The following is a 23,596-nucleotide window of genomic DNA, read 5'->3' as shown; positions in this document are numbered from 1 at the left end:
GTATTGCCGCCGACCGGACAGCTGATGCGATGGTTCGGCGTGAGCCCAGTCGCTTCGGCGATCCTCGACGCGGGATTGTCGCGCGGAATCATCAAGATTCCCGGCGTCGCCACGATGTCGATGCGGTGCGCGACCGCGGCCGAAGCATCCTGCAGTGCTCGGCGCGCGGCCTCGGAGGCCAGATCGATGGGATCGACGGTGTCTTCACCGCGGTGTGTGAGTTCACCGACGCCGACGACAACAGGAGTGCGTGGTTGGATGGCCACTGGTCAGTTCACGCTCATCGTCGACGCCTTCTATGCGACATGGCTGCGATATTGTCACATCCGGTTCCATGCGACAACCGCCGGTATCCGGCACAGCGAATCGGTTTGGCAGGGCATACTCGTACTCGTGACGAGAAGACCGTTGCGACGGGGCGACGCGGCACCTGCACGGAGCCGCGACATGGCGCGTGACCGCTTGCTCGACGCCGCCGAAACATGCCAACAACGCAAAGGTCTGCCGGGCACCACGATGGAGGACATCGCCAGGCAAGCGGGCGTATCGCGCGCCACCGTCTATCGCTACTTCCCGAGTCGCGAATCCGTCGTATCCGGTGTCATCGTGCGCGCAGCGGAACGTTACCTGAACCGTATCAGCGGACGGATCTTGGCGCATACAGACTTAGGCTCTGCCATATTGGAGTTCGTTGCAGTCACGGTGCGCGCGGCCCGTCGCGAACCGATAATCGGCATGCTCTTCGCCAGCGACGATGAACTCGCCGGCGTGGGACTGGCCGAGGGAACGTCGGTGGCGCTGTTCGAACTCGTCGCCGAGTTCCTGCGACCCGTGTTCGCCGCACACTGGCATCAACTCGAAGCCGGCGTCTCGGTCGATGACGCGGCCGAATGGATTCTGCGCATCATCCTCAGCTTGCTCTCGGTTCGCGGCCCGCGGCACCGCAGCCCCGAAGGCATCGACGCGTTCTTGCGTCGATTCCTGCTTCCCGCTCTACTGGCCGACACTCACAGTTGCATTGCTGCGACAACTGCGGAGTAGTGTCTCAGCCATGGCATCGGTATCGCAGCACGAAACGAGGCGCTGACCATGGACTTCCCGCAGTTCAACAAGCAAATAGCCGAGGAGTTCCAGCATGCGGCGGGAACCCCGGGAGGGCTCTCCAAGTACTTGGACTTCCGCCACATCGAGTTCTCCGCCGGGCGGCTGGTCGTGGAAATGGACGCCCGGGCCGATCTGTTGACTCCGTTCGGCACTCTGCATGGCGGTTGCCTGTCGGCGATGGTCGACCACTGCTTGGGCGTGGTGTTCTATCCGGTGATCGCTCCTGGGTCATGGGTCGCCACAACCGAATTCAAACTGAACCTGCTGCGTCCGGTGTCCAGTGGAGTCTGCGTTGCGGTCACCGACATCATCGCGCTGGGTAAGCGTAGCGGCGTCGCCAGGATCGACATCACCAATACGGGGCGCCCGGTATGCGCCGCGCAGGGAACAGTGACCGTCGTCGGCCAGAGCGCCTCGTGATCCGGTCGTGGAACGAGGACGCCGTCCGAGGTGACCGTCGAGGGCACACCAAATGAGCTCTACGTTCGAGTGCGTCCGCACCGAAGACGGAACCGCTCTCGCAGCCGATATCTACCGACACGAATCCGCCCGCGCAGTCGTCATACTGCTGCACGGCGGTGGGCAGAACCGCCACGCCTGGGCGGCCACTGCGCGCCGCTTACACGCGCGCGGTTATACCGTCGTCGCTTATGACGCCCGCGGTCACGGCGACAGCGAGTGGGACCCCAATGGTCGATACGATCTCGACCGGCTCGCATCCGACCTGCTGTCCATTCGCCGATATGCCAGCGATGGTCGTCCGCCGGCTGTCGTTGGCGCTTCCTTGGGCGGCATGACTGTGTTGGGAACGCACTTGGTGGCGCCCGCGGACCTGTGGGGAGCCGTCGTCCTGGTCGACATCACTCCCCGAATGGAGTTTCACGGAGCACGCCGCGTCGTGTCATTCATGGCCGCCCACCCCGACGGATTCGAAACGCTCGATGACGCTGCGGACGTCATTGCCGAGTACAATAGCCATCGCGCTCGTCCTAAGAACCTGGACGGACTCCGCAAAGTGCTGCGGCAACGCGATGACGGTCGGTGGATCTGGCGATGGGATCCAGCGTTCGTAGCCTCCAACTTCGATTTCTTGCAGGGCGATCCCGCAACCGGCGCGGAAAGATTCGGCGCCATAAGTGAACTGCTCGTCGAAGGGGCGCGCCGCGTGCGAGCACCAACGCTACTTGTCCGCGGCGTCCACTCTGATGTGACATCGCAGCAGTCGGTCGAGGAGTTCCTCGAAGTCGTACCGCACGCCGAGGCTGTCGACGTTTCGGGTACGGGTCATATGGTTGCGGGCGACGACAACGACGCCTTCACCTCGGCAGTCGCAGATTTTCTCGACCGCACGCTGAACGACTCGTCGGACTGAGTGTCTTTCAGGGCCCTGCGATGGCCGCGGCCCGGACGGCAGGTTGTCATGGCCTCACGAACCACTTCCGTGAACGCATTCCTCGGGCGGGTGGCACATCCGCGGGTACGAAGGCCTCGATGCCAATCGAAAAATACCGACAACGCCAGACCGGCAATGGCCAGACCGACGAAGATGAGGTTCCACGTCCACACCTCCAGCAGGGCCCGCTGTCATTTCCGGTCAAAAGGTGAGGAGGTAGTTCCGGGATGAGTTCTATCAACGTCGCAACTGGCCGGGTTTTCAACCGTCGTCAACATCGACAATGAGATCGGCTTGGGGAGACGAAGGCGAAGGCCTTGCTGGGCTCAGTGGCACGCTCTTTACGCGCTCAAAGCTGGCCCGAGGAACCGCTCAATGATCTCACGTTCTGTGCCAGGAACGCTTGCCGGCCAGTGCCACAGCGCAAGCACTGCGCGTACGAACCACTGGGCGGCGGCCTCGTCGTGACGATCTGAGCCGATCATGCTTGTCGCGATGCCGGTGACGATCGGCGAGGTCTCGATCCATCGCCGGGTCTTCGGATTGGATGACCGAAGCAGTTGTTGGACAATGTGTTCCGTGCGGAGGTGGTGTAGGGCCACGCTGACGGCGACGACGATCCGCTCATGCCCTGTCAAATCGCAGATTGCGTCGTCCACGGCGTTGACGATGCGCGACGACAGCCTCACCACGACCGCTTCGCAAATCGCGGCTTTCCCACCCGCGTGACGGTAGATCGTTGCCGGCGAACAGTGGACCGACGCGGCGAGTTCGTGGATGGAGAAATCATCGAAGCCTCGGCGTCCGATCAAACTCGCGGCCGCCTGGAGAATCCTTTCAGTCGCGGCGGCCGCTCTGGGCTGCTCGAGTAGCCAGTCGTTGCCTGTCACTTCCAAGGCCTTCCGATGTTCGACACCCCTGGTCCGCTTTTCTGGGAGAATTCTCAGAATGAGAATTAATAGACTCTCCCAATCGCAGTATTAGCATTTCACAGCTCTATAGTGATAATCCAGGCCCGCCGAGGGCAGACGATTTCCCATCAACTGTTGCCGCACCATTGACGCGGTGGATCGCCGTTGGCCAGCCTTGATTCCATGACATACTGCGCAGCGCGCTCAGGCACCAACCGTCCGGCGACCGTAGCGGGGACTACCGATGAGTAGATTGCGCTCGGATAGCGCGGTGCGGCAAATCGGGGCACCGGTGGTGGGGGCTATCGGAATGAACATTGCTGCGGCCGTACGGGTCCGGCGCCGTGGCTATGCAGGATGGACCGGCGCGGTAAACACCGATTACGATCCACTCGATCCAGCGACCGCGGCGCAGCCATTCGATGCCTATCGCGCGCTGCACGCCGGAGGGCGGGTGCACTACAACCCCAAACGTGCGACCTTCATTCTGAGCCGGCACGAAGACATCCGAGCAGCCCTACGCGACACCGAGGCCGTCACAAGTAGCCAGGGCGTCACCCGAATGAAGATCTCGGCACCGATCTTGGTGCTCACCGACGGCGATGACCACACCCGGCTTCGCAAACAGGTTCAACCCGGATTCACCAAGGGAGCGATGAGCGACTGGCAGGGGATGGCAGACCAACTCGCCAAAGAACTCGTCGCCGACGTCGTCGCCAACCCCGGTTGCGACGTGATGGAGCGCCTCGCCGTGCCTTTGCCCATCCGAATGATCGCGCACATCATCGGGATTCCGCCCGAAGATGTCCAGAACTTTCGATCATGGTCCGAAGACGGTGTCGGCGTCATCAATGCCGGCGTGAGCCCCGCCGGGCTGCGGCAGGGGTTCAAGGGGGTTCGGGCGATTGCGGCACTGCGCCGGTACTTCAAGGATCAGTTGGCCTCGGGCAAGCTCAAGGGGTCAGATACCGTACTGGGTCGGCTCGTCGATAACAACGAGGACGGCGAGCTCTCCGACGACGAGCTCTTCTTCATCGCGATGCTCCTGTTATTCGCTGGGAATGAAACCACCACCAACCTCATCGGCGGGATGTTCGACACTCTTGCCCACGCCCCCGATCAGTTCGCCATGATCCGAGACGATCCCGACCTGATCCCCAGCGCTGTCGAGGAACAGCTGCGGTACTCGGCGCCGATCCAAAACCTGTACCGCTACACTCGCACCGACTACAGGGTCGGTGAGGTGACTATCCCGAGCGGGTCGCGGCTCTTGTTGGCATTCGGCGCGGCCAATCGCGACCCTGAGGTCTTCGAGGATCCCGATACCTACCGCGCTGACCGAAATCCACGCAACCACATCGCATTCGGCTACGGCGTTCACATGTGCATCGGAGCAACCCTCAGTCGCATGGAGGGCCAGGCGGTGCTCCGCGAACTCACTTCCCAAGCCTCGGCCATCGCAGCGGCCGGTTCGGCCACCTGGTCAACCAACAGCTCACTTCGGGGCACCACCTACCTGCCGATCCGGCTGACACCCGCGCGGTGATGAACGAGGACTGTCCGAGAAACCGATGCGCGAACCAACGCGTAATCGGTGACGGTGGATCTCAGCTGGGTGCGCCACGCCAGAGCGTGGGCTTGGCCGCAGTCGACCGCGGTACTCCTCGCAGCGTAGTAACACCGATAATCTCGGACGGATGGGTGTGGTGACCGACGGCGATCCAGATGTCTCGGGCCTCGTGGTCCGAGTCCGATTCATGTTTCGACGCTGCCACGGGGCTCTACTGCGGGAAGGCTGATCGGGTGGAGTCGTCGGCCGCCGCGTACGACACTGAAGCACCCCTTTCGCCGAAGCTCATCGGCGTCAGGTCAGGGACGCTCAAGCACCTATCGCGCAAGGTGACAGGCGAGCGCATGGCAAGACCCACCCGCAACACTTGCCGGATGTCGTATACCTCCCGGTTGTCTCAGCCGACAAGTCCCAACCTGCGCCTCTAAACGTTAGCGACAAATAACATCTTCAGCTATTTGCAGCGGTGACCGTGGCTACTCGTCGCGACAACACTTCCCAAACCCGCGCTCCGCCTCCGGTGTCGTGCCTCAGCGCTGGACGACACCGCCCTCGACGCCGGTGAATCGCTTGCGCAGCTCGGTCTTGAGGAGCTTGCCGGTGGCGTTGCGGGGCAGCTCGGCAATGAGGTGCACTTCGCGCGGACACTTGAAATGCGCCAGCCGTTCGCGGCACCAGGCGATCAGTTCGTCGGCGCCGGGTTCCTGTTCGGCGGCGGGGTCGGCCACCACCACGGCGACGACGCGTTCACCCCACTTGTCGTCGGGACCGCCGACGACCGCGGCGTCGAGCACACCGGGGTGGCGGAACAGGACCTGCTCGACCTCGATGGGGTAGACATTTTCCCCGCCCGAGATGATCATGTCCTTCTTGCGGTCGACCAGCGTCGACGCCGGCGCAATTCTTCAGTCGTATTTGGTGAATCACGCGCTACGTGGGTCTATTTAGGAGGGTTTCGTCATCGAAGAGCAAGCGGAAGAAGATTCGGCCATCGCATGGTGGCATAGCTTTCAGAATCGTGCTGTCGCCGCCGACGGCGACTACCTTGATGCGCACCACCCGTGGTGCCTTGGTTGCGGCACAGACAATCCGCACGGTCATCGCCTGCGAGCGCGTCGGCATGGCGACGGGGTGGGTGCCAGGCATATCTTCGACGGCAGACATCGCGGCGCACCCGGTATCGCACATGGCGGCGCAGTCATGACCGTACTCGACGACATGGTGGGCATGTTGCTGTACGTCGTCGGTGAGATGGCCGTCACCCGCAAGTTCGATACCGAGTTCTACGCGCCGGTATTGCTGGGGGTCCCCTACGAGGTCAGCGCCGAGCTGGTGTCCAAGACCGGCCGGAAACTCGAAGTCCGGACAGAATTACGCGACGAAACCACTAGTCAGTTGGTCGCGTCCGCGTCCGGGCTGTTCGTCGTCGTCACACTGGCGCACTTCACCAACTCCGTACAGCAGGCGGCTTCGACACCCTCCATTGTGCAATCACCAGGGATGGAAGATGCTGAGCACCAGCCTTGGAGGTGGCGCACGGCTGGCCGCGCGCGTTCCACGTCTCTTACCCCGCTCGACGCAAACACCATCAACGCACTCATGTACCTGGTCGCCGAGGATCACCTCCACCAGACGGCGGCCACGGGTCAGCACCGTCATATTCGACGGGCCGCGCCCGCGCACAGGAGACCGGTCATGAGCACCTACGGCCTGTCGGTTCTCGGCGCGGATTTGAAGTCACTGGCCCAGACCGCCCAGGCCGCTGATGCGGCCGGGTTCGACGCCGTATGGGCCTCGGAGTTCTACTCTCGGTCGGGATCGATCTCCATGGCCGCGATGGCCAACCGCACACAGAACTGCCGGATCGGTTCCTCCATTCTCTACGGCGTCGGCCGAAGCCCCCTGGTGCTGGCCACCGAGGCGCGCGACCTCGACGAACTCTCCAACGGACGACTGGTGCTGGGCATCGGCAACGGCACCAAACGGATGATGAGCGACTGGCACGGCGTGCCCGACACCTCCGCACCCGCACTGCGGATGGAAGAACTCGTGATGCTGCTGCGCCGGATATGGAACCTGCATCAAGGCCCGATCCATCACGAGGGCCGTTTCTACAGAATGAATCTCACCCCGACCGGCGACGTGGGACCCTCCAGCCGGGCGATCCCGATCGTCACTGCCGGTGTTCGGCCCCGGATGTGCGAGGCGGCCGGGCGGGTGGCCGACGGCCTGGCCGGACATCCCCTGTTCACGACCACCTACGTCGAGGAGATCGTCCGGCCCGCTATCGCCGGGGTGCCGCGCACACGGGCCGCGACCCCAATGACGTGGAAATCATTTCCATGGTGATGTGCGCCATTCACGACGACGCCGAGGTTGCGAGGCGCGAACTGGCGCAGCAGATTGCGTTCTACTCCTCGGTCAAATCGTACGAGACGGTACTCGATGTAAACGGCTTCGCCAGCGAAGGCCGAACCATCCGGGAAGCATTCGCCCAGCGCGATTTCCCGGCGATGTTCGCCGCGGTGTCGGAGGAGATGATCGACACCATGGGTGTCGCCGGGACGGCAGACGAGGTCCGTGAACAACTGAGCCGCTACGACGGCGTCCTGGACCACATCATGCTGTATTCACCATCGGTTGGCATCGCTCCCGAGCGCGTGCAGCAAAACCTCGACAGCATCATTCGGGAATGCTCGCCCGCCTCGATGTCGCCAGGGCAGTCCGGTCCACGTCCAATCTGATCCACGCATTGCCGCCCACGTCGACCCGTCGCCGCCTCCGCATTAGTCGGTCTGCCGCGCCGACCCCGCCGATGATTGCGTGGCGCTGTTGACGATGTTGGCGTCGTCGGTGTCGGGGAGGTCATGGCGGACCACGCGTACCCGTCCTTGAGGCAGGCAGGCCATGTAGCCGTGGCGCATGCCATAGAGCTCCCATGCTGTCTGTTCAGCGTCGGGATCGACATCGATGCGGTGTCCGCGCGAGAACCCCAGGTGTAGCCCTCCATCGTCGCCGGACCAGGCCTGGGTGCACACCGCGCCGGCGAGGTTCAACAACGGGCGTTCGTGGGTCGCGATCCGGAGGGGGTCAATACGCACCGCCTCGATGGGATAGGTGCTGACGGCAGGAAGGGTCAATAGCAGGGGGCAGGAGATGACGATTTCGTTGTAGTCATCGAAATCCAGAACGAGGCCGCCATGCAGCGAGAGGCGTTGTACGACAAGGTTTTCGATCCATTGGGTGTACATGGCAGTCTCTTTTCGACGCATCGTTGAGCCGTATCCCCAAAGAGTACGCTAAGTAGCGCTGCGATACCAGTAGTATCGTTACCGGTTGGCGGTGGGCCTAGCAGCACTGGTCACGACGCGCCTGGTGGCTCGGTCAATGCGGTTGCGGGTGTCGGCGGCTGTCGCGCGGTGGCCGCTGAAGGCCACGAGGTTGGCCAACCAGATGTCGGAGATGACCCCAGCGACGTGCAGATCGGTAGGGGTGGGCTCGCCGCCCCTGAGCGTGCGGGCCAGCAGGATCTGGATCTCATCGGCCGCGCGGTCTAGTTCCGCGGCGGCGCGGGTGTCTGCAACGGCGAAGGCCCGTGTCATGGCTGATGTCAGCCAGGGGTCGCGCTGCCAGCGGTCATGCAGATGTGCGGTGAGACGTTCGAGCCGTTCCAGCGGCGTGCCCTCCCCGCTAGCCCAGTCGTCAGCCGAGTTGAGTCGGCGAAACTCGCGCGTCAGCGCCGCCACCAACAAGTTGGTTTTCGCCGGGAAATAGCGGTAAAGCGTGCCGACGGCGATGCCGGCCCGCTCGGCGACCGACCGCATCTGAACCGCCTCGTAACCACCCGCCGCGGCCACGGCCAAAGCTGCATCCAGAATCGCTTCCCGGCGCCGTGCGGAGGCGCGCGAACGCGACGCGTTAGCGGCCCGCTTCTCTGCAGCGACCGAGTTCGCTTCCGAAGGCAGGGTTGTCCCGTGGCTGCGAGCCTGGGGGAAAGTCATGACGGCTCCGGGTCGAGACCGCCGCGGCGCGCGAACTGCTCCAGGAGATCGCCGAAAGCGCTGACATCGCCGTGTGCGGCGAAGTGTTCGGGGCTGACGGCGACGAACACTGCATTGGCGGTGAAGCGGGTGATCCCACGCTCACCAGTGCCTGTCGCCGTGACGTGCAGCGCCCGTCCTTCGCGGGACCGGATGTGGGCGGTGATCCTGTGGGGTTGATGCAGCGGCACCGGCCGCAGATACTCCACCGTCAGGCTGCGAGTCACCGCCGGGGTGCCGGCGATCCACAATGTGAATCCCAAGACGTCATCGCACGCCGCCGCAACTGCTCCGCCATGGGCCAGCCCAGGAGCCCCGATGTGGCGCTCGTCGAAAGTCACATCGGAGTACACCGCGTCGCCGCTGCGGTGCACCACCAACTGCAGTCCGTGGGGATTGTCGGGGCCGCAACCCATGCACGTTGTCGTGTGCGAAGGTAACCGCTCCGGCAGCGACGCGCTTCCGGGCACCATCACGCTCCAATACTATCGGTTTCGCTTCGATACCGTTAGTACCACAATGCTAGACTGACAGGACAGCATCGCGTGAAATCGACCGCCGAGGTGAATTGAGTGAGCGACAGTCAGCCAGCGCCGGTCCCTGACGATGACGTGGACCCGCGGCGAATCCGGTCCCGAAATCGACTGCTGGATGCAGCCGCGACCCTTCTGAGCACTGGCGGCGTGGAAGCCGTCACGATCGATGCCGTCACCAAAGCGTCCAAAGTGGCCAGAACCACGCTTTACCGCCATTTCCAAAGTTCGTCGCACCTGCTCGCAGCCACGTTCGAGCGACTGCTTCCACAGGTGGCAACTCCAACACCGACCAGCGGCCCTCTGCGTGACCAGTTGATCGAATTGCTAAGCCGCCAAGCCGCTCTTTTCAACGACGCGCCACTGCATGTCACGACGCTGGCATGGCTGTCCCTTGGTCCCACCGGCCCGACGAACGAAGCCGATGATCGACACACATCCGGAGCGTTGCGGGCCCGAGTCGTCGACCAGTACCGGCAACCGTTCGACGCCATACTCTCTAGCCCGAGAGCACAAGCCCAACTCGACGACTTCGACCGGGAACTGGCGCTGTGCCAACTGGTCGGCCCACTGGCGTTTGCCCGGATGACCGGCATTCGCGCCATCACTCACGACGACTGCGTGAACCTCGTCGATGGCTTTCTCACCGCCCACTGCAAGAGCGACGATGGCGAGACCAAGCGCGTGAAGGCCGCCAGTCTGCATGCAGGGCGACCGCTCGCATAGCCCTCTAGCACAACGAGTTTCACTGCGCCCAGTCTGGCTGGTCTTCGAACTTTCCTCTGCACTCCAGTCACGTCGGCGATGGCACCGGCGAAATGTTCGCCGTCACTCGCTAGGGGCCGTGCACGCAGATCGCAGGCATGCCCACGACGACTATGTCGGGCCAGGCGACGTGAACCGCCTCAGCGTTCGCAGTGCGGTTGCTCGCGTTGAGACCCCGTAGCACTTTCGTCAATGGCATTGCGGATCGATGCGTGTTTATCGTCCGACGAAAAGTGATCGTGCTGGCCCCAGAGTGCAAGAGGTGTGTCGGAATTGGAGGAACTGGCTGGCAGGGATGGCTTGGTGGCAAGCGGGGCGGGTTACTCGGCAGTGACGACAGCGGCCGGGGCGCGCCATCGGAAGTGACGCTGAGCGACGCGCGGAACTGAGACGAATGTGGCTGTGGTCGTGGACCAAACCTCGCGTTGCTTCGTAGGTTGTCGACATGACTGCTGTGTCGAAACTGGAGGCGCGTCGTCGCGCCGTCGAGGCGCAACGCCGAGCGAACGAAGTGCGAGCGCAGCAGGACCGTGCCAACGCCGATGACGCGACCGCCGTTCGGGCGTTGATCGGACGCCTGCAGGATGTGGACGAATGGCAGGCCCGTCGCGTCGCGCAGTCTCGCCAGCAAGCGGAGGCGGAGGCGCAGCGCAGGCGCAGCCGCTATTACGCGGAAGCCTGTGCATCGATCAAGGACATGCGGGAACGTGGCGCGACGTTGGCGGCTATCGCCGAGCTGGTCGGTGTTGATGTCAGAGAGATACGCGCGCTGCTGCGCAGCAAGGCGGCGAAAACCGTTAAGAAGCAACCGGCTGCGCGCGCTGATGCATGGCGCGACGCTCGTGTGGACACGGAGTGGCCGCGGTGCGTGCGATGCGATGTGTTGATGATGGATCCTGAAGACAGGCCACGTCGCGGACGCCGCCGGCTCTACTGCTCGGACACGTGTCGGCGCGACTCATCTGCTGCACGCATGGCTGCCGAGCGCCATGGAACGCCGATCCGCGTCGTCGAGGTGCCGAGGGCCGGTTCCGCGACCGACCTCGCCCTGACGCCTGAAGATTCACCGGCTCCTGTCCCTGTCAGCGCGCTCGACGCCGCAGACATTGCCTCCCGGGACGAGCGGGCGCTGTGCACGCTGCTAGCGAGGCTCACGGAACGGGCACGGCACAAGGACCTCGACCGAGCGACTCTGACGGCGGCGCGTGATCTCGCCAAAGCTGTTTATCCGTATCGCGCCTGAACGGCTCAGCAACCGTATCGATCATCTGGTCGTCAACGCCCGTTGTGCCCGCGTGATGCGCGCTGCGTAACCTGGGTCACGTGGCAGATAACCCGCCAGGCAATCGATGTGCGTCCTGCGCAACATCGGCATCGGCGTTGCCGAGCGCCCTAGGGCGGATCCGTCGCCAGTGAGCGCAGTCGCTCGTAACCTGCCTTCTGACTCCGCGATCCGGCCGGGAGCGGACCGCGGCGTGCTTCGATAGGTACGTGGGGCCACCCTGTCCGAAATCAGCTGTGCGATTGGTGAGGCGGACACCCCGAGTGGGTCTATGCAAACCGTCCGCGCTCGAGAGTCGGCGCTTCGATGGGTACCGACGCGCGATAGAGTCGCACGGGGCCATTTGTCGACCGTGAGGAAATGGATTGGTTCCCAAGTAATCCCGGCGGCGTTCAATGACTTCCGATGGGACTTCCATTCGTCGCGAAGCGGTTTCTTCTCCGACGGTCCGAAGCGGACGTCTGTCAGCACGAGTAGTCGCACACGCTTCGGATACAGTGTGGTCCCCTCGACGATCTCCAAACGAAGCTGTTCGACGTCATCGCACCAGTCCTGCGACTTCTTCGCCTTCGAAATGAGTTTGCGCAGAGCTTCGAATACCGGACCGGCAAGCGCATCGTGCACAGCAGGCCGGCCAAGTTTGCTGGCAAGGCGCTGTCCGAGAATGAGCTCGTCCTCAATCGAGGCGAGCCCCACGACCGGTTCCTGCGCAGCGAGCAAACCCTTGCTGACCGGAACGATCGCGCGCAGGTCCACGGCCCAAACCGCTCCAGGAACTGGAGGCTCACTTAGCCAGACGTAGTCGGAGAGCTGATGGTCTTTGATCTGCTGGACCTTCTCCGTCGAAAAGACTGAGATGTCGCGTACCGGGCATGCCTGCACCAGCGGATGCCGCATCCCGGGACCGCCCGCAATGTCGCAGGTCTGTGACACCACCGCGGCATACCCGCTGTCGCTCAATGGTGCTGACCGAGCACGCACCTCACCCAACGCTCCATCGGCAGCGGGTTCTCCGGTTACAGGGTCATCTACCCACGCTGGGACGATCCATGCGCCGCGATCCATCGGGAGAAGATGCCCTTGCCGCCACCGCTCCAGAGCGAGAAGCGTGTGCGGGGGCCATCGCTCCGGCAGGAGTCGATCAATAGTCACCGGGCGAATCCGTCCTCGACGTTCTCGGTCACCACCGGACCACCGGTTCGAATGATCGGTGTCTCGACGTGTTCGGCGATCCCCTCGTATACCGAAGTGCCGATCTCTCGCCGAGGGAACGGCGTCCGATCCACAGCCAGGTCAACGAGGTCGTCGAACCGGCCGTCGAGTAGTGCGGAGGCTCGCTTCTTGTCGGCACGCAGCCACCTGTTCATCGGCTGGTCCAGTGTGCTGCGGAGGTCGTCGACGGCGTCCGCCAACTCCCACAGTCCACCCAAGCTGGCTACACGGGGCCGGCTGGCGGGGGGCTTTGCCGCCCACGAGTGGAACGTGCGCTTGTTGATGCCGGTGGCCTTGAACATCTCCTTCTGCGTTAGGCCCAGTTCGGCTCGGATTCGTTCGAAGGCATCAAGAACGTCGACCGTCTCGTCGATCTGTTGCTCGTCGGACAGCACCGTATCGATGAATGTATACGGCATCGTCAACCACAGCGCCGAGCCCGGAAGGTTCATCTGCCCGTCGAGACTCTTGAAAACTTCGACGCGAACCTGATCCCATCCGCACGGGTCGAGGGCTCCAGAGAAATGCGCGACGACATCCCGCAACCCCGGCGATGAACTCATCTCCACGAACGTGCTGGACCAGAGTCCGTCCTCGCAAGGGGCCGGGTACAGGCCCTTTTGTGCTCGGGCCCAGGAAGGTGACCGGAGCACGCGGGAGCCGGTCGGCTGCTGCTCCATGATCGTCATTTCGCGCTCCCTTCTCGAAGCTCTTTCAGGTAGGTATCGGTAACCGACGCCTGAAAAAGTGACAACGAAGTGCGGTTCAGCCGCTCCGCTGAGATGACGACCTCTCGCACGTCGAACGTGAATGAGGAGTGGCGGAACACGTCCGTATCGAGTAGATACTGCACGCACTTGCCCGAATCATCGCGAACTGGTCCATGCCGCAGCAACGCGCCGTGATGATCATCAAGCCGGATCTCCACCTGCTGTTGAGCACCTCGAACACTGCCGCCGAACACTGGGTTAAGCACAGGGCCCAGAAGGGTGTCGTCGATCCGGCCACGCCAAGCCTCTGCAGAGTTGAACCCACTGTCATGGAAGCGGTCGACGTACCGCAGACCGATGCGGTGCACCAACGATGGCTTGACTAACCGTCCGAGAGATTCGACCAGAACGGTTAGCGGAGCCTTCATGCTGGTACGCCATCGCTCGTAGCGGTTGACCTGCATGATCAGGATGTCGGGCATGAGCGTGACGTGTGCTCCGTCCGCGGAAGCAATTTGCCACCCACTGGACTCCGCTGCCACCTGGGAAACGCCGTTGGCCCCGAAGTCGATCCTCATCTGCTGTTGGACGGTGGGTTGAATGCTCGGGAAGTCCACCCCCGTGTTCTCCACAAGGTCGTCCCGGAAAGCAGCGGCGACCTCCGGTGTGATCTCGTCGGTACGGGCGGTATACCGGATCTCGATCACTGCGACTTCGAGGGGAGCGTTTCCGAGCAGGGTCGGATCGGCCGAGGGCAGCCCCCCCAATGGAACGTCCTCAGCTGGGCGAAGTGTGTGTGGATCGATGGTCATACTGTCCTGTCCATAGAGATGCACCTTAGATGCACCTACCGACAAGTGTAGGCGCTATCGTCAGAGATGAGGAGCAGGAGAGGCAGCGCCCCCGGTCCGGAAATAGCGAACGCGGCTTCAAGGGATCTATGCGCCGCTCGATCGCATCTCGTCTGTCGACACGGGAGTGGAAAAGGCCATTTCGAAGCGGATGGTGCCGCCGCAAAACGGAACCTACCTAAGGACGGCTTAGGCGCAGTGTGCTGCTCTGCCGCCGTTGGGCCGGCCCGCACGCCGTCAGAGAGCCATTTGCCCTTCCAACACCGTGGGCTGTCAACGCGGCGATCTCGGCAGGTAGGTCAGCCGCGAACCGGAGCTCCAGCTCGTCGAGCACGTCCCGACGCGCCGCTGTAAGTAACAGAGCTGAATCGTCACGATGGGGGAGAACTCCGTGATCGCGCACATAGCAATCTGTGACGGTATCGATGAGGTCGTCCAGTGAGCTGGTGAGAAGGAGCGCGTCGTCGCCGGCGTGGCTCTCTGCGAACTCCTCGCAACGGTCGCTGGACCATGTTGCCGGATAAGTAAGTTCTGACAGATACAGCTGCTTGATGGCCGCCTCCAATCGGCCGGACCACCCGTAGTCAGGCCAGTCGTGGATGACCGCCTGGGCGATCGCCTCGAATTGCGCGCTCACGGACACCAACTCCTCACGTAGAGGGACGTGGTGCTGATTGTGCCCGAAAGGTCCGGCGCAGCCGTGACGACGAGCGCGGTCATGAGGCCTCGACGTCGAGATTGTCGCCCGAATGCTTGTTCGGGATGGTCTGGCGGGGCGCCGGCAGATCTTGAACAAAGGACGACAGCTCACGCGGAGCCGAAATGCGTGAGGGACGCGAGGATTGCGAGGGTTGTTTGGCCGACACATCTTTGTAGGGCGGATAGATGGTCCACAGCAGCACGTTCCGATGATTTCGAGCGCCATCGTCTTCGATCGCCCAACCCAGACTCCGGAGCGCAGGTGCGTGCCGTCGCAGGACGGCTGTGACATCCCGGCCGTTCCGAGGCCACTCCTTTGGTCTGCGCCAGGTGTCGCCGGTCGGCGTGACTGTCGCCAGCAGGTCGCCGCCGGACTTTCCGATGAGCGGTTCCCGGATGTGCAGCCTTAGCTGTTCGATGAACGGGTCGGCGGACAGGCTGTCCTCGGAGAGTTGACTGGCGCGTGACAAGTAACGCCGGAAGCCATGGGTCGACAGAATCTCGTCAACGGCCGCCAGCGTGCGACTGAAGTCCGCCATCCGTGGCGACACGTCGACCGAAATGGTTTCCAGCCGTTGATGAACCACGGCGGCCAGATCAAGAAGCCCGCCCAAAATGCCTGGTAGAGCCGTGCGCCACTGTTGTCGCATCGTGGCTTCCGGTTGTCGCATGTGGCGATCAATGCGTCGCAGGTCGACTGTCGCCAGTCGCTCCGCGAGGTCGGGTCGCACTGCGCCGACGTCGATGCCGTTGATGATGACGCACCGCCGAAATTTGATCACCGCGAGATCGGAGTCCGTGTACAACGCCCGTTTGACGTTGCCGTCGCCTGTGGCGGCACGGCACAGGGAATCCGACAACCAGGGCGGAATCGTCGACAGATTGTCCAAGGCAACAACCCACGACCCGGACGCCGCAGTGACCCACGAATCGGAATCACGCGGTGCCTGCCGTAGGGGAACCGGTGACGGGTCGATGAGATCGACCAGCATGCGGGTGGTTGTGCTCTTGGCGCTGCCCTGCTCGGCGAACAGCGCCAAGATCGGGTGTGGGACGTCGGTCTGGACAAGAGCGGCAATGAGGGCAGCGAGGAGGACCGGTCGGTCTTCGAAGTCGACGTTGACGAAATCCCAGAGCTTCTCGATATCCCCGCCCTGAGCCGGCAGCGGCATCGCTCCGGTCAACTTGGTGCGTAGAAAGCGCACAGGTGCCCGCTCGGTCAGCGTCCACCGGCCCTGTCGGATACGAATCACCTGGCCGTTGGGTAGTCCGGTATCGATGTAGATCGTGCCGTCATCGTCAGCGACGCGGAGGTTCAGGCGTTCGGGCGGCTTCGTGGCAGCCAATCCTTCAAGGATCAGCGTGGCGTCAGTCAGGGCCTGGCCGCCGGCGACCGCGCCGGTCTCGGCGAAGTACCGTGCGGCTAGGTCGGCGCGTAGACCGGCCTTGCCGGCGCGGAGGAGCATGACCAAGTGCGGGCGATCGCGGTCAGCTCCGAACGGCTCACCCTCATCGGAGAGTCCGAGCAGGTAGCGTTCCTGTGCCATGCCGACCAAGCGCGCGGCCACCGACTTCTTGTCCGTCTCGGTGTTGTCGCTCATAGGATTTCCTGCACACCGTGCTTATGCAGGCTGCGTTGACGAGCTATTCTCATGTGGAACTTCCGTGTCGGATGATCAGGTGGTTCGAACAAAGACCTCGGCTAGGCCCCGGGGTCTCTTTCGTGGGCGCGGTTCACGCGGCGTCTCCGCCTCCCCGCCGGGTCGCGGTTTCTTGTTCCGCGATCCATCGCAGTACCTCGTCGCGCCGGTACACGACCCGGCGGCCCAAGGTGAAACTGGCCGGCCCGATATCGCAGTGGCGCCAGTAGCGGAGAGTTCCAACGGGGACGCCGATGATGTCCGAAACCTGTTTGGCGCTCAGTAGATCCATGTAGCTGCTCCTCAATGGTGGGTTCTGTCAACGAATCCAACGGTGGTGGTGGCGCCCTGCATTTGTCCACCAGTACCCTCAACTTCGCCTACAAATTGACTCCAGCCGAACGCTTTCGTCGGCTGTCGGTGGTCGGTGTGAAACTGGCGGTAGAGGAGGTGGTCGACTTGCAGCGACGAAACCGTCGGGCTGGTGTCGAGGACCGGTGGCGTCGATCAGACGGGAGCCCCACCGCACGTAGCGGTATGGGCCGCCGCTGGTTGGCCCGTTACGTCGACGATCAAGGCGGGGAGAACACGCGTTCGTTCGACCGCAAGGTGGACGCTCAGGCCTTTCTCAATGAGATCACGGCCGCTCAGACGATCGGCACCTATGTCGCGCCGAAAGCCGGGCGCATCACCGTCCGTGAGCTGCATGGGAAATGGCTTGGCACACAGGGTCATTTGAAGGAGACGACGGTTGCGACACGCGCATTCGCCTGGTCGGGCTACGTCGAAGGCCGGTGGGCCGCGGTCGCTGTAGCCGACGTGCAATCGTCGGATATCAGGGCGTGGGTGCAGCAATTGGCGGCGGGCGGAGCCAAACCGGCCACCATCGAGAACGCGCTCAGCGTCCTGAGGCAGATCTTGGAGATGGCCGTCGACGATCGACGGATCCCCCGCAATCCGTGCACAGGAGTGAAGTCGCCGCGACGACAGCACCGAGCGCGGGGCTACCTGACACACCAGCAGGTGGAGCTTCTGGCCCGCGAGGTCGGCGAGTACGCCGTTGTTGTTCGATTCCTGGCCTACACCGGGCTGCGCTGGGGCGAGATGGCAGCGCTACGGGTGGAGTCCTTCGACATGCTCCGCCGGAGGGTAAATATCCGTGAGGCGGTCGCCGAGGTCAAGGGACGTGTGGTGTGGTCGTCACCCAAATCCCACGAGCGTCGCTCGGTGCCCTTCCCTGCGTTCCTTGCTGATCCGCTGGCCGCGATCATGATCGGCAAGCGACGAGACGATTTGGTGTTCACGTCACCCGGCGGAGCATTGTTGCGAGTGTCGACGTGGCGGCCGCGGGTGTTCAACATGGCTGTCCAACGGCTTCAGGAAGCAGACCCGGCGTATCCCACCGTCACGCCTCACGACCTTCGTCATACGGCAGCGTCCTTGTCGATCAGCGCCGGGGCCAACGTCAAGGCTGTTCAGACGATGCTGGGACACGCTTCTGCGGTCTTGACCCTGGATACGTATGCCGACCTGTTCCCCGACGACCTGGAGCAAGTTTCAGTTGCACTAGATGCCGCGCGAATGCGGTCTCTGGCAGCCACTGCGGACCAGCTGCGGACTGGGAAGTAAGAAGGCCCCGACCGGAATTCCCGGTCAGGGCCTCTACCTGCGATCACACGAGTCGGGGTGGCGGGATTCGAACCCACGACCTCTTCGTCCCGAACGAAGCACGCTACCAAGCTGCGCCACACCCCGCGTGAAGCCACGACAGCGTATCGCACTGGCCAGGGTTCAAGCCAAACGCCTATCGCCGGTGCGACACGCCGAGGGATGGATTCGGGTTGTCGGTGGCGTTATGCACACTGACAGACAGAACCGAACGAAACGAGGCGTGCGATGACGGGGTTAGGCGCATCGATCTACCTGGGCTTCTTCGCGTTCGCGGCGCTGTGGCTGTTCCTGACGTCGGACGGACCACTGTCGCGCGGCGCCGACGACCGCGGCCACCGTCCCGATCGTTCGAACTCGGCCAGCACATCGGCCGAGGCGGACGGGTCGAGCCCGTGGCTGGTCAGCCATTCGTCACAGAAGTAGGTGTCGGCGTACCGGTCGCCGCTGTCGGCCAGAAGCGTGACCACCGAGCCGTTGCGGCCCTCGGCCGCCATCTCGGCCAGCAGTTCGAAAGCACCCCAGATGTTGGTTCCCGTGGACGGCCCGACCCGGCGGCCGAGCACCCGACTGACGTGATGGGCGGCGGCCACCGACGCAGCGTCGGGCACCGCCAACATCCGGTCCACGACATGCGGTAGGAACGACGGCTCCACGCGCGGTCGCCCGATGCCTTCGATGCGGGACGACACCCCGGTGACGACGTCGGCGTCGCCGCTCTCGTAGGAGGGGAAGAACGCGGAGTTCTCCGGATCCACGACACACAGCCGGGTGGGATGGCAGCGGTACCGGATGTAGCGACCGATCGTGGCGCTCGTCCCGCCGGTGCCCGCACCCACCACGATCCACTCCGGTACCGGATGTGTCTCCTCGCCCAACTGCTCGAAGATCGACTCGGCGATGTTGTTGTTGCCACGCCAGTCGGTGGCACGTTCGGCGTTGGTGAACTGGTCGAGGTAGTGCCCGCCGGTCTCGGCGGCCAGCCGCTGTGCCTCGGCATACATCTGTGTCGACTCGGCGACGAAATGGCAACGGCCGCCTTGAGACTCGATCAGGGCAATTTTCGTCGCACTCGTCGACGCCGGCATCACCGCGATAAATGGCAACCCCAGCAGCGCCGCAAAGTACGCCTCTGAGACCGCCGTGGAGCCCGACGAGGCCTCGATGACGGTGGTGTTCTGGTCGATCCAGCCGTTGCACAGCCCGTAGAGGAACAGTGACCGGGCCAGCCGGTGCTTGAGGCTGCCGGTGATGTGGGTGGTCTCGTCCTTGAGATAGAGCGAGACGTCGACGTCCTTGGTCCAGCTCGACGGCAGCGGGTAGCGCAGTAGGTGGGTGTCAGCACTGCGCCTGGTGTCGGCCCCGATGAGCCGCACTGCGCTGTCCACCCAGGAACGTGAGCGGCTGCAGCGGGCGGACAGGGCCGACGCGCTCACCGTGCCGCGACGGTCGGATACGACTGTCCTGCCCGTGACCGGGCGTCCGAGCCTCCGGTGGGGGCCGCGATCAGCGTCAGCAGCGTCGCCTCCGGGCGGCAGCAGAACCGCAGCGGCGCGAACGGTGACGTGCCGATTCCCGCCGAGACGTGCAACTGGGTGTGTGCGCCCCACCGGGACGGACCCTTGGCCCGTGACCGGTCGAGTTCACAGTTGGTGACGATCGCGCCGTAGAACGGCACACACAGCTGGCCGCCGTGGGTGTGGCCCGCCATCACCAGCTGGTAGCCGTCGGCGGCGAAGCGGTCCAGCACCCGCGGCTCGGGGGAGTGGGTCAGGCCCAACGTCAGGTTCGCGGTGGCGTTCGCCGGCCCGGCGATGGTGGCGTAACGATCCCGGGACAGGTGCGGGTCGTCGACCCCGGCGGCGGCGATGTACAGGCCGGCCACCTCGAACTCGCGGCGGGTGTGCGTCATGTCCAGCCAGCCGCGCTCGGTGAACGCGGCGCGCAGGTCCTGCCACGGCAGCGGTTCCCCGTGGATCCGGTGGCTCGGATTGGTCAGGTAGTTCGCCGGGTTCTTCATTTTCGGCGCGAAGTAGTCGTTGCTGCCGAAGACGAACACGCCGGGCACCGACAGCAGATCACCGAGGGCCTGCACCACCGCGGGCACGGCCTTGGGGTGGGAGAGATTGTCGCCGGTGTTGACGACGAAGTCCGGATTCCAGCCGGCGAGCTCGCGCAGCCACGCCTGCTTGCGCCGCTGACTCGGCCGCATGTGGATGTCACTGATGTGCAGGACCTTCAGCGGCGACGATCCCGGTGAGAGCACCGGCATCGTCGCCTCACGCACGACGAACGCGTTGCGCTCGATCAACGAGGCGTAACCGATACCTGCCGCGAGGGTGCCGATGGAGGCGGCGGCGGTGGTCTTGAGGATGGACCCGGGTGAACCAGAGGGCACAGCAGCCATACCCGCAGCCTACTGCCACCGGCCGGACGCCACCCACCGTCGCCCGGCCGTCAGCATCGTCGGTGCTACCCCGGTGGGGGCGGCGGAGGCGGCGGCGGACCCAGTACCGGCACCGTGATGGGCGGCAAGCCCGGTATCTCGATGACCGTCTGCCCCACTGGAGGTGGTGGACCCCCGGGTGGCGGTGCGCCCGGCGGCGGCGGCGGTGGTGCCGGCGCGACGCCATTGGAAGTCTGGATCGTCACGATCGACCCCGGAACCGTCTGCCCGCTCGGGGACGTCCCGACGACCGAGCCGTACGGCGCGGTGCTGTTGACCGGCGTCGATTGATCGGCGACCTGGAACCCGGCGTCACGCAGCCGCTGCCGTGCGGTGCTCTGGTTCATCCCGGCGACGCTGGGCACCCGCGAGCCGGGTGCGCCGTCGACGTAGCGGGGGTCGGTCGGGGGCAGCGTGACCTCGCCGAAGTTGGTCGCGATCGGCAACATCGCGGTGAACCACGTGCGGGCCGGCTCATTGCCGCCGAACAGGTTGCCGCTGCCGCACTGCCGCAACGGGAACGAGCACAACTCGCTGGGATTGGTGGAATCGTCGTAGATGTAGCTGGCCGCGGCGAGCTGGTTGGTGAACCCGAGGAATGCCGACGACCTGTTGGCTTCGGTGGTACCGGTCTTGCCGGACACCGGCAGGGTCCAGCCGGCCGAACCCGCGGCGCCGGCCGCGGTGCCCGCACCGGTGTCGTCCTTGCTCATCGCGACCGCCAGGGTGTTGGCGAGGCCTTCCGGAACTGCCTGCTCGCAGGTCTCGGTGGTCACCGAGACCTCTTCGCCGTTGCGGTCGACGACCTGCTCGATCGGGTTCGGTGGGCACCACGTGCCACCGGAGGCGATCGTCGCCGCCACGTTGGACAGCTCCAACGCGTCCACCTCGATCGGCCCCAGCGTGAACGATCCCAGATTCTGGCGCTTGACGAAGTCGGCGAGGCTTTCGTTGCTGTCCGGGTCGTAATCCCGGGCGGTGCCCGGCAGCGCGTAGGACCGCAGCCCCAGCCGCACCGCCATGTCCACGGCGCGCTGCACCCCGACCTGCGCGATCAGCTTGGCGAAGGCGGTGTTCGGCGACGTCGCGAGCGCGTCGGTGACGTTCATCGACCCTCGGTAGTTGCCGGCGTTCTGCACGCACCACGTCGCCGGCGGGCAGCCGCGCGCGCCACCGCTGCCCAGACCCTTGGCTTCGAACCGGGACGGGGCGTCCAGCTGGGCGTTGATGCCCATGCCCATCTCCATGGCGGCCGCCGTGGTGAAGACTTTGAACACCGATCCCGCGCCGTTACCGGCCAGCGAGAACGGCTGCGGCTGCATCGTCTCGCCGGCGTCGAGGTTCAGGCCGTAGGTGCGGTTGCTCGCCATCGCGAGCACCGGGTGGGACTCCTTGCCCGGGCGGACCACGCTCATCACGCTGGCGACACCGTCGAGATCGGGGCTGGCGAACTCGTTGATCGCCGACTTCACCGAGGCCTGCACGTCGGGGTCCAGCGTTGTCCTGATCAGATAGCCGCCCTTGGCGACCTGATCCTTGCTGATGCCGGCGCGCGCCAGGTACTCCAGCGCGTAGTCACAGAAGAACGCGCGGTCTCCGGCCGCGATGCAGCCCCGGGGCAGTTCCTGGGGCTGCGGCAGGATCCCCAGCGGCTGCTGGCTGGCTTCCCGCAGCTCATCGGCGTATTCGGGCAGGTTCTCGATCATGGTGTCCAGCACCACGTTGCGGCGCGCCAGCGCGCCGTCGGGGTTGGTGTAGGGATTCAGGGTGCTGGTCGACTGGACCATGCCGGCCAGCAGCGCGGCCTGCTGCCAGTTCAGTTCCGAGGCGTTGATGCCGAAGTAGGTCTGGGCGGCGTCCTGCACCCCGAACGCGCCGTTGCCGAAGGACACCAGGTTCAGATAGCGGGTCAGGATCTCCGGTTTGGTGAACGTCTTGTCCAGAGTGAGCGCCATCCGGATCTCGCGCAGCTTGCGCGCCGGGGTGGTCTCGATCGCCGCGCGCCTCTCGGCGTCGGTCTGGGCGACCACCAACAGCTGGTAGTTCTTCACGTACTGCTGCTCGATCGTCGAACCGCCGCGGGTGTCGAGATTGCCCGACAGATATCCGGAAAGCCCCGTCAGGGTGCCCTGCCAGTCCACGCCGTTGTGATCGGCGAACCGCTTGTCCTCGATCGACACGATCGCCAGCTTCATCGCGTTGGCGATCTCATCGCTGGACACCTCGAAACGTCGCTGGGTGTACAGCCACGCGATGACATTTCCCCTGGCGTCGACCATCGTCGACACCTGAGGCACTTCACCCTCGACGAGCTGGGCCGATCCGTTTGCCACGACGTCGGAGGCGCGGTTGGACATCAGCCCGAACCCGCCGACGGCCGGGAACATCAGCGCGGCGGCTACCACGCTGGCCAGGAGGCAACACCAGGCGAGCTTGATGATCGTGACCGCAACCGGCGGTCGAGTCGGGTGGTCCTCCGGCATGGGTTACAGAGTAGCGACGAATCCGGGCCCGGAATCCATCGAGCGACCGAGACGAATGCAGCGCCGCCGGTGTCGAAAGCCGAGGTCCGGCACTGTACCGGCCTGACGGCACGGTCGTCCCAAAAAAGTGGTCACGAACGTATTGCGCAGAACGCCCCTGACCACCTAAGTTGAGCAGACAGTGCGATGCAGGTCACACCTGCCACTCGCGGTGTGGCGCAGATCGCACTAGCGATCGACGCCGGTTTAGGAAGTCGTCTGCGTTGTCGGGGCGCGGCCAGAACGAAGG

At 64.3% G+C, this 23,596-nt stretch carries 20 protein-coding genes, 1 tRNA gene and 4 pseudogenes; 9 read left to right on the top strand and 16 right to left on the bottom strand.

The window, feature by feature from the left end:
- Positions 1 to 447: 447 nt before the first annotated feature.
- Genes G6N53_RS01190 through G6N53_RS01180 form a run of 3 tightly spaced genes read left to right on the top strand, consistent with a single transcriptional unit; the run spans position 448 to position 2,476 of the window.
- Positions 448 to 1,041, top strand: a complete 594-nt coding sequence (locus G6N53_RS01190) for a TetR/AcrR family transcriptional regulator (RefSeq protein WP_205390502.1) — start codon at positions 448 to 450, stop codon at positions 1,039 to 1,041.
- A 48-nt stretch (positions 1,042 to 1,089) separates the two neighbouring features.
- Positions 1,090 to 1,524, top strand: coding sequence for a PaaI family thioesterase (locus G6N53_RS01185; protein WP_163886516.1), 435 nt, complete (start codon positions 1,090 to 1,092; stop codon positions 1,522 to 1,524).
- Between the two features lie 52 nt (positions 1,525 to 1,576).
- The gene (locus tag G6N53_RS01180; protein ID WP_163886515.1) at positions 1,577 to 2,476 is read left to right on the top strand and encodes an alpha/beta fold hydrolase; all 900 of its coding nucleotides are present in this window, start codon (positions 1,577 to 1,579) and stop codon (positions 2,474 to 2,476) included.
- Between the two features lie 362 nt (positions 2,477 to 2,838).
- Here G6N53_RS01180 and G6N53_RS01175 read toward each other — a convergent pair whose 3' ends face one another.
- Positions 2,839 to 3,387 carry a TetR/AcrR family transcriptional regulator gene (locus G6N53_RS01175; protein ID WP_163886514.1) on the bottom strand — a complete coding sequence of 183 codons (549 nt, stop codon included), beginning with the start codon at positions 3,385 to 3,387 and terminating at the stop codon, positions 2,839 to 2,841.
- A 331-nt stretch (positions 3,388 to 3,718) separates the two neighbouring features.
- Between G6N53_RS01175 and G6N53_RS01170 the strand changes: the two genes are divergently transcribed.
- Positions 3,719 to 4,954, top strand: coding sequence for a cytochrome P450 (locus tag G6N53_RS01170; RefSeq protein ID WP_163886513.1), 1,236 nt, complete (start codon positions 3,719 to 3,721; stop codon positions 4,952 to 4,954).
- A 554-nt stretch (positions 4,955 to 5,508) separates the two neighbouring features.
- Here G6N53_RS01170 and G6N53_RS01165 read toward each other — a convergent pair.
- Positions 5,509 to 5,865, bottom strand: a pseudogene (locus G6N53_RS01165) (class I adenylate-forming enzyme family protein); the annotation flags it as partial.
- Between the two features lie 43 nt (positions 5,866 to 5,908).
- Positions 5,909 to 6,142, bottom strand: a complete 234-nt coding sequence (locus G6N53_RS30035; protein ID WP_163886470.1) for a hypothetical protein — start codon at positions 6,140 to 6,142, stop codon at positions 5,909 to 5,911.
- A 36-nt stretch (positions 6,143 to 6,178) separates the two neighbouring features.
- Here G6N53_RS30035 and G6N53_RS30760 point away from each other — a divergent pair.
- Positions 6,179 to 6,310 (top strand): annotated as a pseudogene (locus G6N53_RS30760) (PaaI family thioesterase); the annotation flags it as partial.
- A 363-nt stretch (positions 6,311 to 6,673) separates the two neighbouring features.
- Positions 6,674 to 7,722: pseudogene (locus G6N53_RS01150) on the top strand (LLM class flavin-dependent oxidoreductase).
- 42 nt (positions 7,723 to 7,764) lie between these two features.
- On the opposite strand, the gene G6N53_RS01145 reads toward G6N53_RS01150, so the two are convergent.
- The 3 genes from G6N53_RS01145 to G6N53_RS01135 all read right to left on the bottom strand — a co-directional run bounded on the left by G6N53_RS01145 (position 7,765) and on the right by G6N53_RS01135 (position 9,491).
- Positions 7,765 to 8,229: a DUF6188 family protein gene (locus tag G6N53_RS01145; RefSeq protein WP_205390246.1), complete on the bottom strand. Its 465-nt coding sequence runs from the start codon at positions 8,227 to 8,229 to the stop codon at positions 7,765 to 7,767.
- Positions 8,230 to 8,307: 78 nt separating this feature from the next.
- Positions 8,308 to 8,979: a TetR family transcriptional regulator gene (locus tag G6N53_RS01140; protein ID WP_163886511.1), complete on the bottom strand. Its 672-nt coding sequence runs from the start codon at positions 8,977 to 8,979 to the stop codon at positions 8,308 to 8,310.
- A complete protein-coding gene (locus G6N53_RS01135; RefSeq protein ID WP_163895270.1) occupies positions 8,976 to 9,491 on the bottom strand; it encodes a PaaI family thioesterase in 516 nt (171 codons plus the stop codon). The genes G6N53_RS01140 and G6N53_RS01135 overlap by 4 nt, the downstream gene beginning before the upstream one ends.
- A gap of 99 nt (positions 9,492 to 9,590) precedes the next feature.
- Between G6N53_RS01135 and G6N53_RS01130 the strand changes: the two genes are divergently transcribed.
- Both G6N53_RS01130 and G6N53_RS01125 read left to right on the top strand, forming a co-directional pair.
- Complete coding sequence (locus G6N53_RS01130; protein ID WP_163886510.1) at positions 9,591 to 10,277, top strand: TetR/AcrR family transcriptional regulator; 687 nt, start codon at positions 9,591 to 9,593, stop codon at positions 10,275 to 10,277.
- Between the two features lie 484 nt (positions 10,278 to 10,761).
- Positions 10,762 to 11,559, top strand: coding sequence for a hypothetical protein (locus G6N53_RS01125; RefSeq protein ID WP_043985058.1), 798 nt, complete (start codon positions 10,762 to 10,764; stop codon positions 11,557 to 11,559).
- Between the two features lie 21 nt (positions 11,560 to 11,580).
- Here the strand turns inward: G6N53_RS01125 and G6N53_RS01120 are convergent, their stop codons facing one another.
- The 6 genes from G6N53_RS01120 to G6N53_RS01095 form a co-directional block, all read right to left on the bottom strand.
- On the bottom strand, positions 11,581 to 12,663 hold the full coding sequence (locus tag G6N53_RS01120; protein WP_163886509.1) for a hypothetical protein: 1,083 nt from the start codon (positions 12,661 to 12,663) through the stop codon (positions 11,581 to 11,583).
- An 83-nt stretch (positions 12,664 to 12,746) separates the two neighbouring features.
- Positions 12,747 to 13,373 (bottom strand): helix-turn-helix domain-containing protein, encoded by a 627-nt coding sequence (locus tag G6N53_RS01115; protein WP_131830098.1) that lies wholly within the window; start codon positions 13,371 to 13,373, stop codon positions 12,747 to 12,749.
- Positions 13,374 to 13,495: 122 nt separating this feature from the next.
- A complete protein-coding gene (locus tag G6N53_RS01110) occupies positions 13,496 to 14,332 on the bottom strand; it encodes a TIGR04255 family protein (RefSeq protein ID WP_070953156.1) in 837 nt (278 codons plus the stop codon).
- Positions 14,333 to 14,549: 217 nt separating this feature from the next.
- A complete protein-coding gene (locus G6N53_RS01105; RefSeq protein ID WP_163886508.1) occupies positions 14,550 to 15,008 on the bottom strand; it encodes a transposase in 459 nt (152 codons plus the stop codon).
- 79 nt (positions 15,009 to 15,087) lie between these two features.
- On the bottom strand, positions 15,088 to 16,671 hold the full coding sequence (locus tag G6N53_RS01100; protein ID WP_043985063.1) for an AICE element replication initiation protein: 1,584 nt from the start codon (positions 16,669 to 16,671) through the stop codon (positions 15,088 to 15,090).
- 133 nt (positions 16,672 to 16,804) lie between these two features.
- A complete protein-coding gene (locus G6N53_RS01095) occupies positions 16,805 to 17,002 on the bottom strand; it encodes a helix-turn-helix transcriptional regulator (protein WP_043985064.1) in 198 nt (65 codons plus the stop codon).
- Between the two features lie 137 nt (positions 17,003 to 17,139).
- On the opposite strand from G6N53_RS01095, the gene G6N53_RS01090 reads away from it, so the two are divergent.
- Positions 17,140 to 18,339, top strand: coding sequence for a tyrosine-type recombinase/integrase (locus tag G6N53_RS01090; protein WP_234806100.1), 1,200 nt, complete (start codon positions 17,140 to 17,142; stop codon positions 18,337 to 18,339).
- Between the two features lie 52 nt (positions 18,340 to 18,391).
- Here the strand turns inward: G6N53_RS01090 and G6N53_RS01085 are convergent.
- The 4 genes and pseudogenes from G6N53_RS01085 to ponA2 form a co-directional block, all read right to left on the bottom strand.
- Positions 18,392 to 18,465: transfer RNA gene (locus G6N53_RS01085), tRNA-Pro, on the bottom strand.
- A 248-nt stretch (positions 18,466 to 18,713) separates the two neighbouring features.
- Positions 18,714 to 19,814, bottom strand: a pseudogene (cds1, locus tag G6N53_RS01080) (L-cysteine desulfhydrase Cds1); the annotation flags it as partial.
- The gene (locus tag G6N53_RS01075) at positions 19,811 to 20,785 is read right to left on the bottom strand and encodes a metallophosphoesterase (protein ID WP_163886506.1); all 975 of its coding nucleotides are present in this window, start codon (positions 20,783 to 20,785) and stop codon (positions 19,811 to 19,813) included. The pseudogene cds1 and the gene G6N53_RS01075, both read right to left, overlap by 4 nt.
- Positions 20,786 to 20,850: 65 nt before the next feature.
- Positions 20,851 to 23,307 carry a transglycosylase/D,D-transpeptidase PonA2 gene (gene ponA2, locus G6N53_RS01070; protein ID WP_163886505.1) on the bottom strand — a complete coding sequence of 819 codons (2,457 nt, stop codon included), beginning with the start codon at positions 23,305 to 23,307 and terminating at the stop codon, positions 20,851 to 20,853.
- Positions 23,308 to 23,596 lie beyond the last annotated feature (289 nt).

Origin of the sequence: Mycolicibacterium hippocampi, from assembly GCF_010723735.1 — a bacterium.
Lineage (GTDB): Bacteria > Actinomycetota > Actinomycetes > Mycobacteriales > Mycobacteriaceae > Mycobacterium > Mycobacterium hippocampi.
This window is presented reverse-complemented; position numbering and strand designations above follow the sequence as displayed.

Coding starts and splice junctions, on each gene's coding strand:
- G6N53_RS01075 (WP_163886506.1), bottom strand. CDS start 20,785: ATGGCTGCTGTGCCCTCTGGTTCACCCGGGTCCATCCTCAAGACCACC.
- G6N53_RS01180 (WP_163886515.1), top strand. CDS start 1,577: ATGAGCTCTACGTTCGAGTGCGTCCGCACCGAAGACGGAACCGCTCTC.
- G6N53_RS01190 (WP_205390502.1), top strand. CDS start 448: ATGGCGCGTGACCGCTTGCTCGACGCCGCCGAAACATGCCAACAACGC.
- G6N53_RS01120 (WP_163886509.1), bottom strand. CDS start 12,663: ATGGATCGCGGCGCATGGATCGTCCCAGCGTGGGTAGATGACCCTGTA.
- G6N53_RS01125 (WP_043985058.1), top strand. CDS start 10,762: ATGACTGCTGTGTCGAAACTGGAGGCGCGTCGTCGCGCCGTCGAGGCG.
- G6N53_RS01145 (WP_205390246.1), bottom strand. CDS start 8,229: ATGTACACCCAATGGATCGAAAACCTTGTCGTACAACGCCTCTCGCTG.
- G6N53_RS01185 (WP_163886516.1), top strand. CDS start 1,090: ATGGACTTCCCGCAGTTCAACAAGCAAATAGCCGAGGAGTTCCAGCAT.
- G6N53_RS01140 (WP_163886511.1), bottom strand. CDS start 8,979: ATGACTTTCCCCCAGGCTCGCAGCCACGGGACAACCCTGCCTTCGGAA.
- ponA2 (WP_163886505.1), bottom strand. CDS start 23,307: ATGCCGGAGGACCACCCGACTCGACCGCCGGTTGCGGTCACGATCATC.
- G6N53_RS01110 (WP_070953156.1), bottom strand. CDS start 14,332: ATGACCATCGATCCACACACACTTCGCCCAGCTGAGGACGTTCCATTG.
- G6N53_RS01100 (WP_043985063.1), bottom strand. CDS start 16,671: ATGAGCGACAACACCGAGACGGACAAGAAGTCGGTGGCCGCGCGCTTG.
- G6N53_RS01135 (WP_163895270.1), bottom strand. CDS start 9,491: ATGGTGCCCGGAAGCGCGTCGCTGCCGGAGCGGTTACCTTCGCACACG.
- G6N53_RS01095 (WP_043985064.1), bottom strand. CDS start 17,002: ATGGATCTACTGAGCGCCAAACAGGTTTCGGACATCATCGGCGTCCCC.
- G6N53_RS01170 (WP_163886513.1), top strand. CDS start 3,719: ATGAACATTGCTGCGGCCGTACGGGTCCGGCGCCGTGGCTATGCAGGA.
- G6N53_RS30035 (WP_163886470.1), bottom strand. CDS start 6,142: ATGTCTGCCGTCGAAGATATGCCTGGCACCCACCCCGTCGCCATGCCG.
- G6N53_RS01115 (WP_131830098.1), bottom strand. CDS start 13,373: ATGAGTTCATCGCCGGGGTTGCGGGATGTCGTCGCGCATTTCTCTGGA.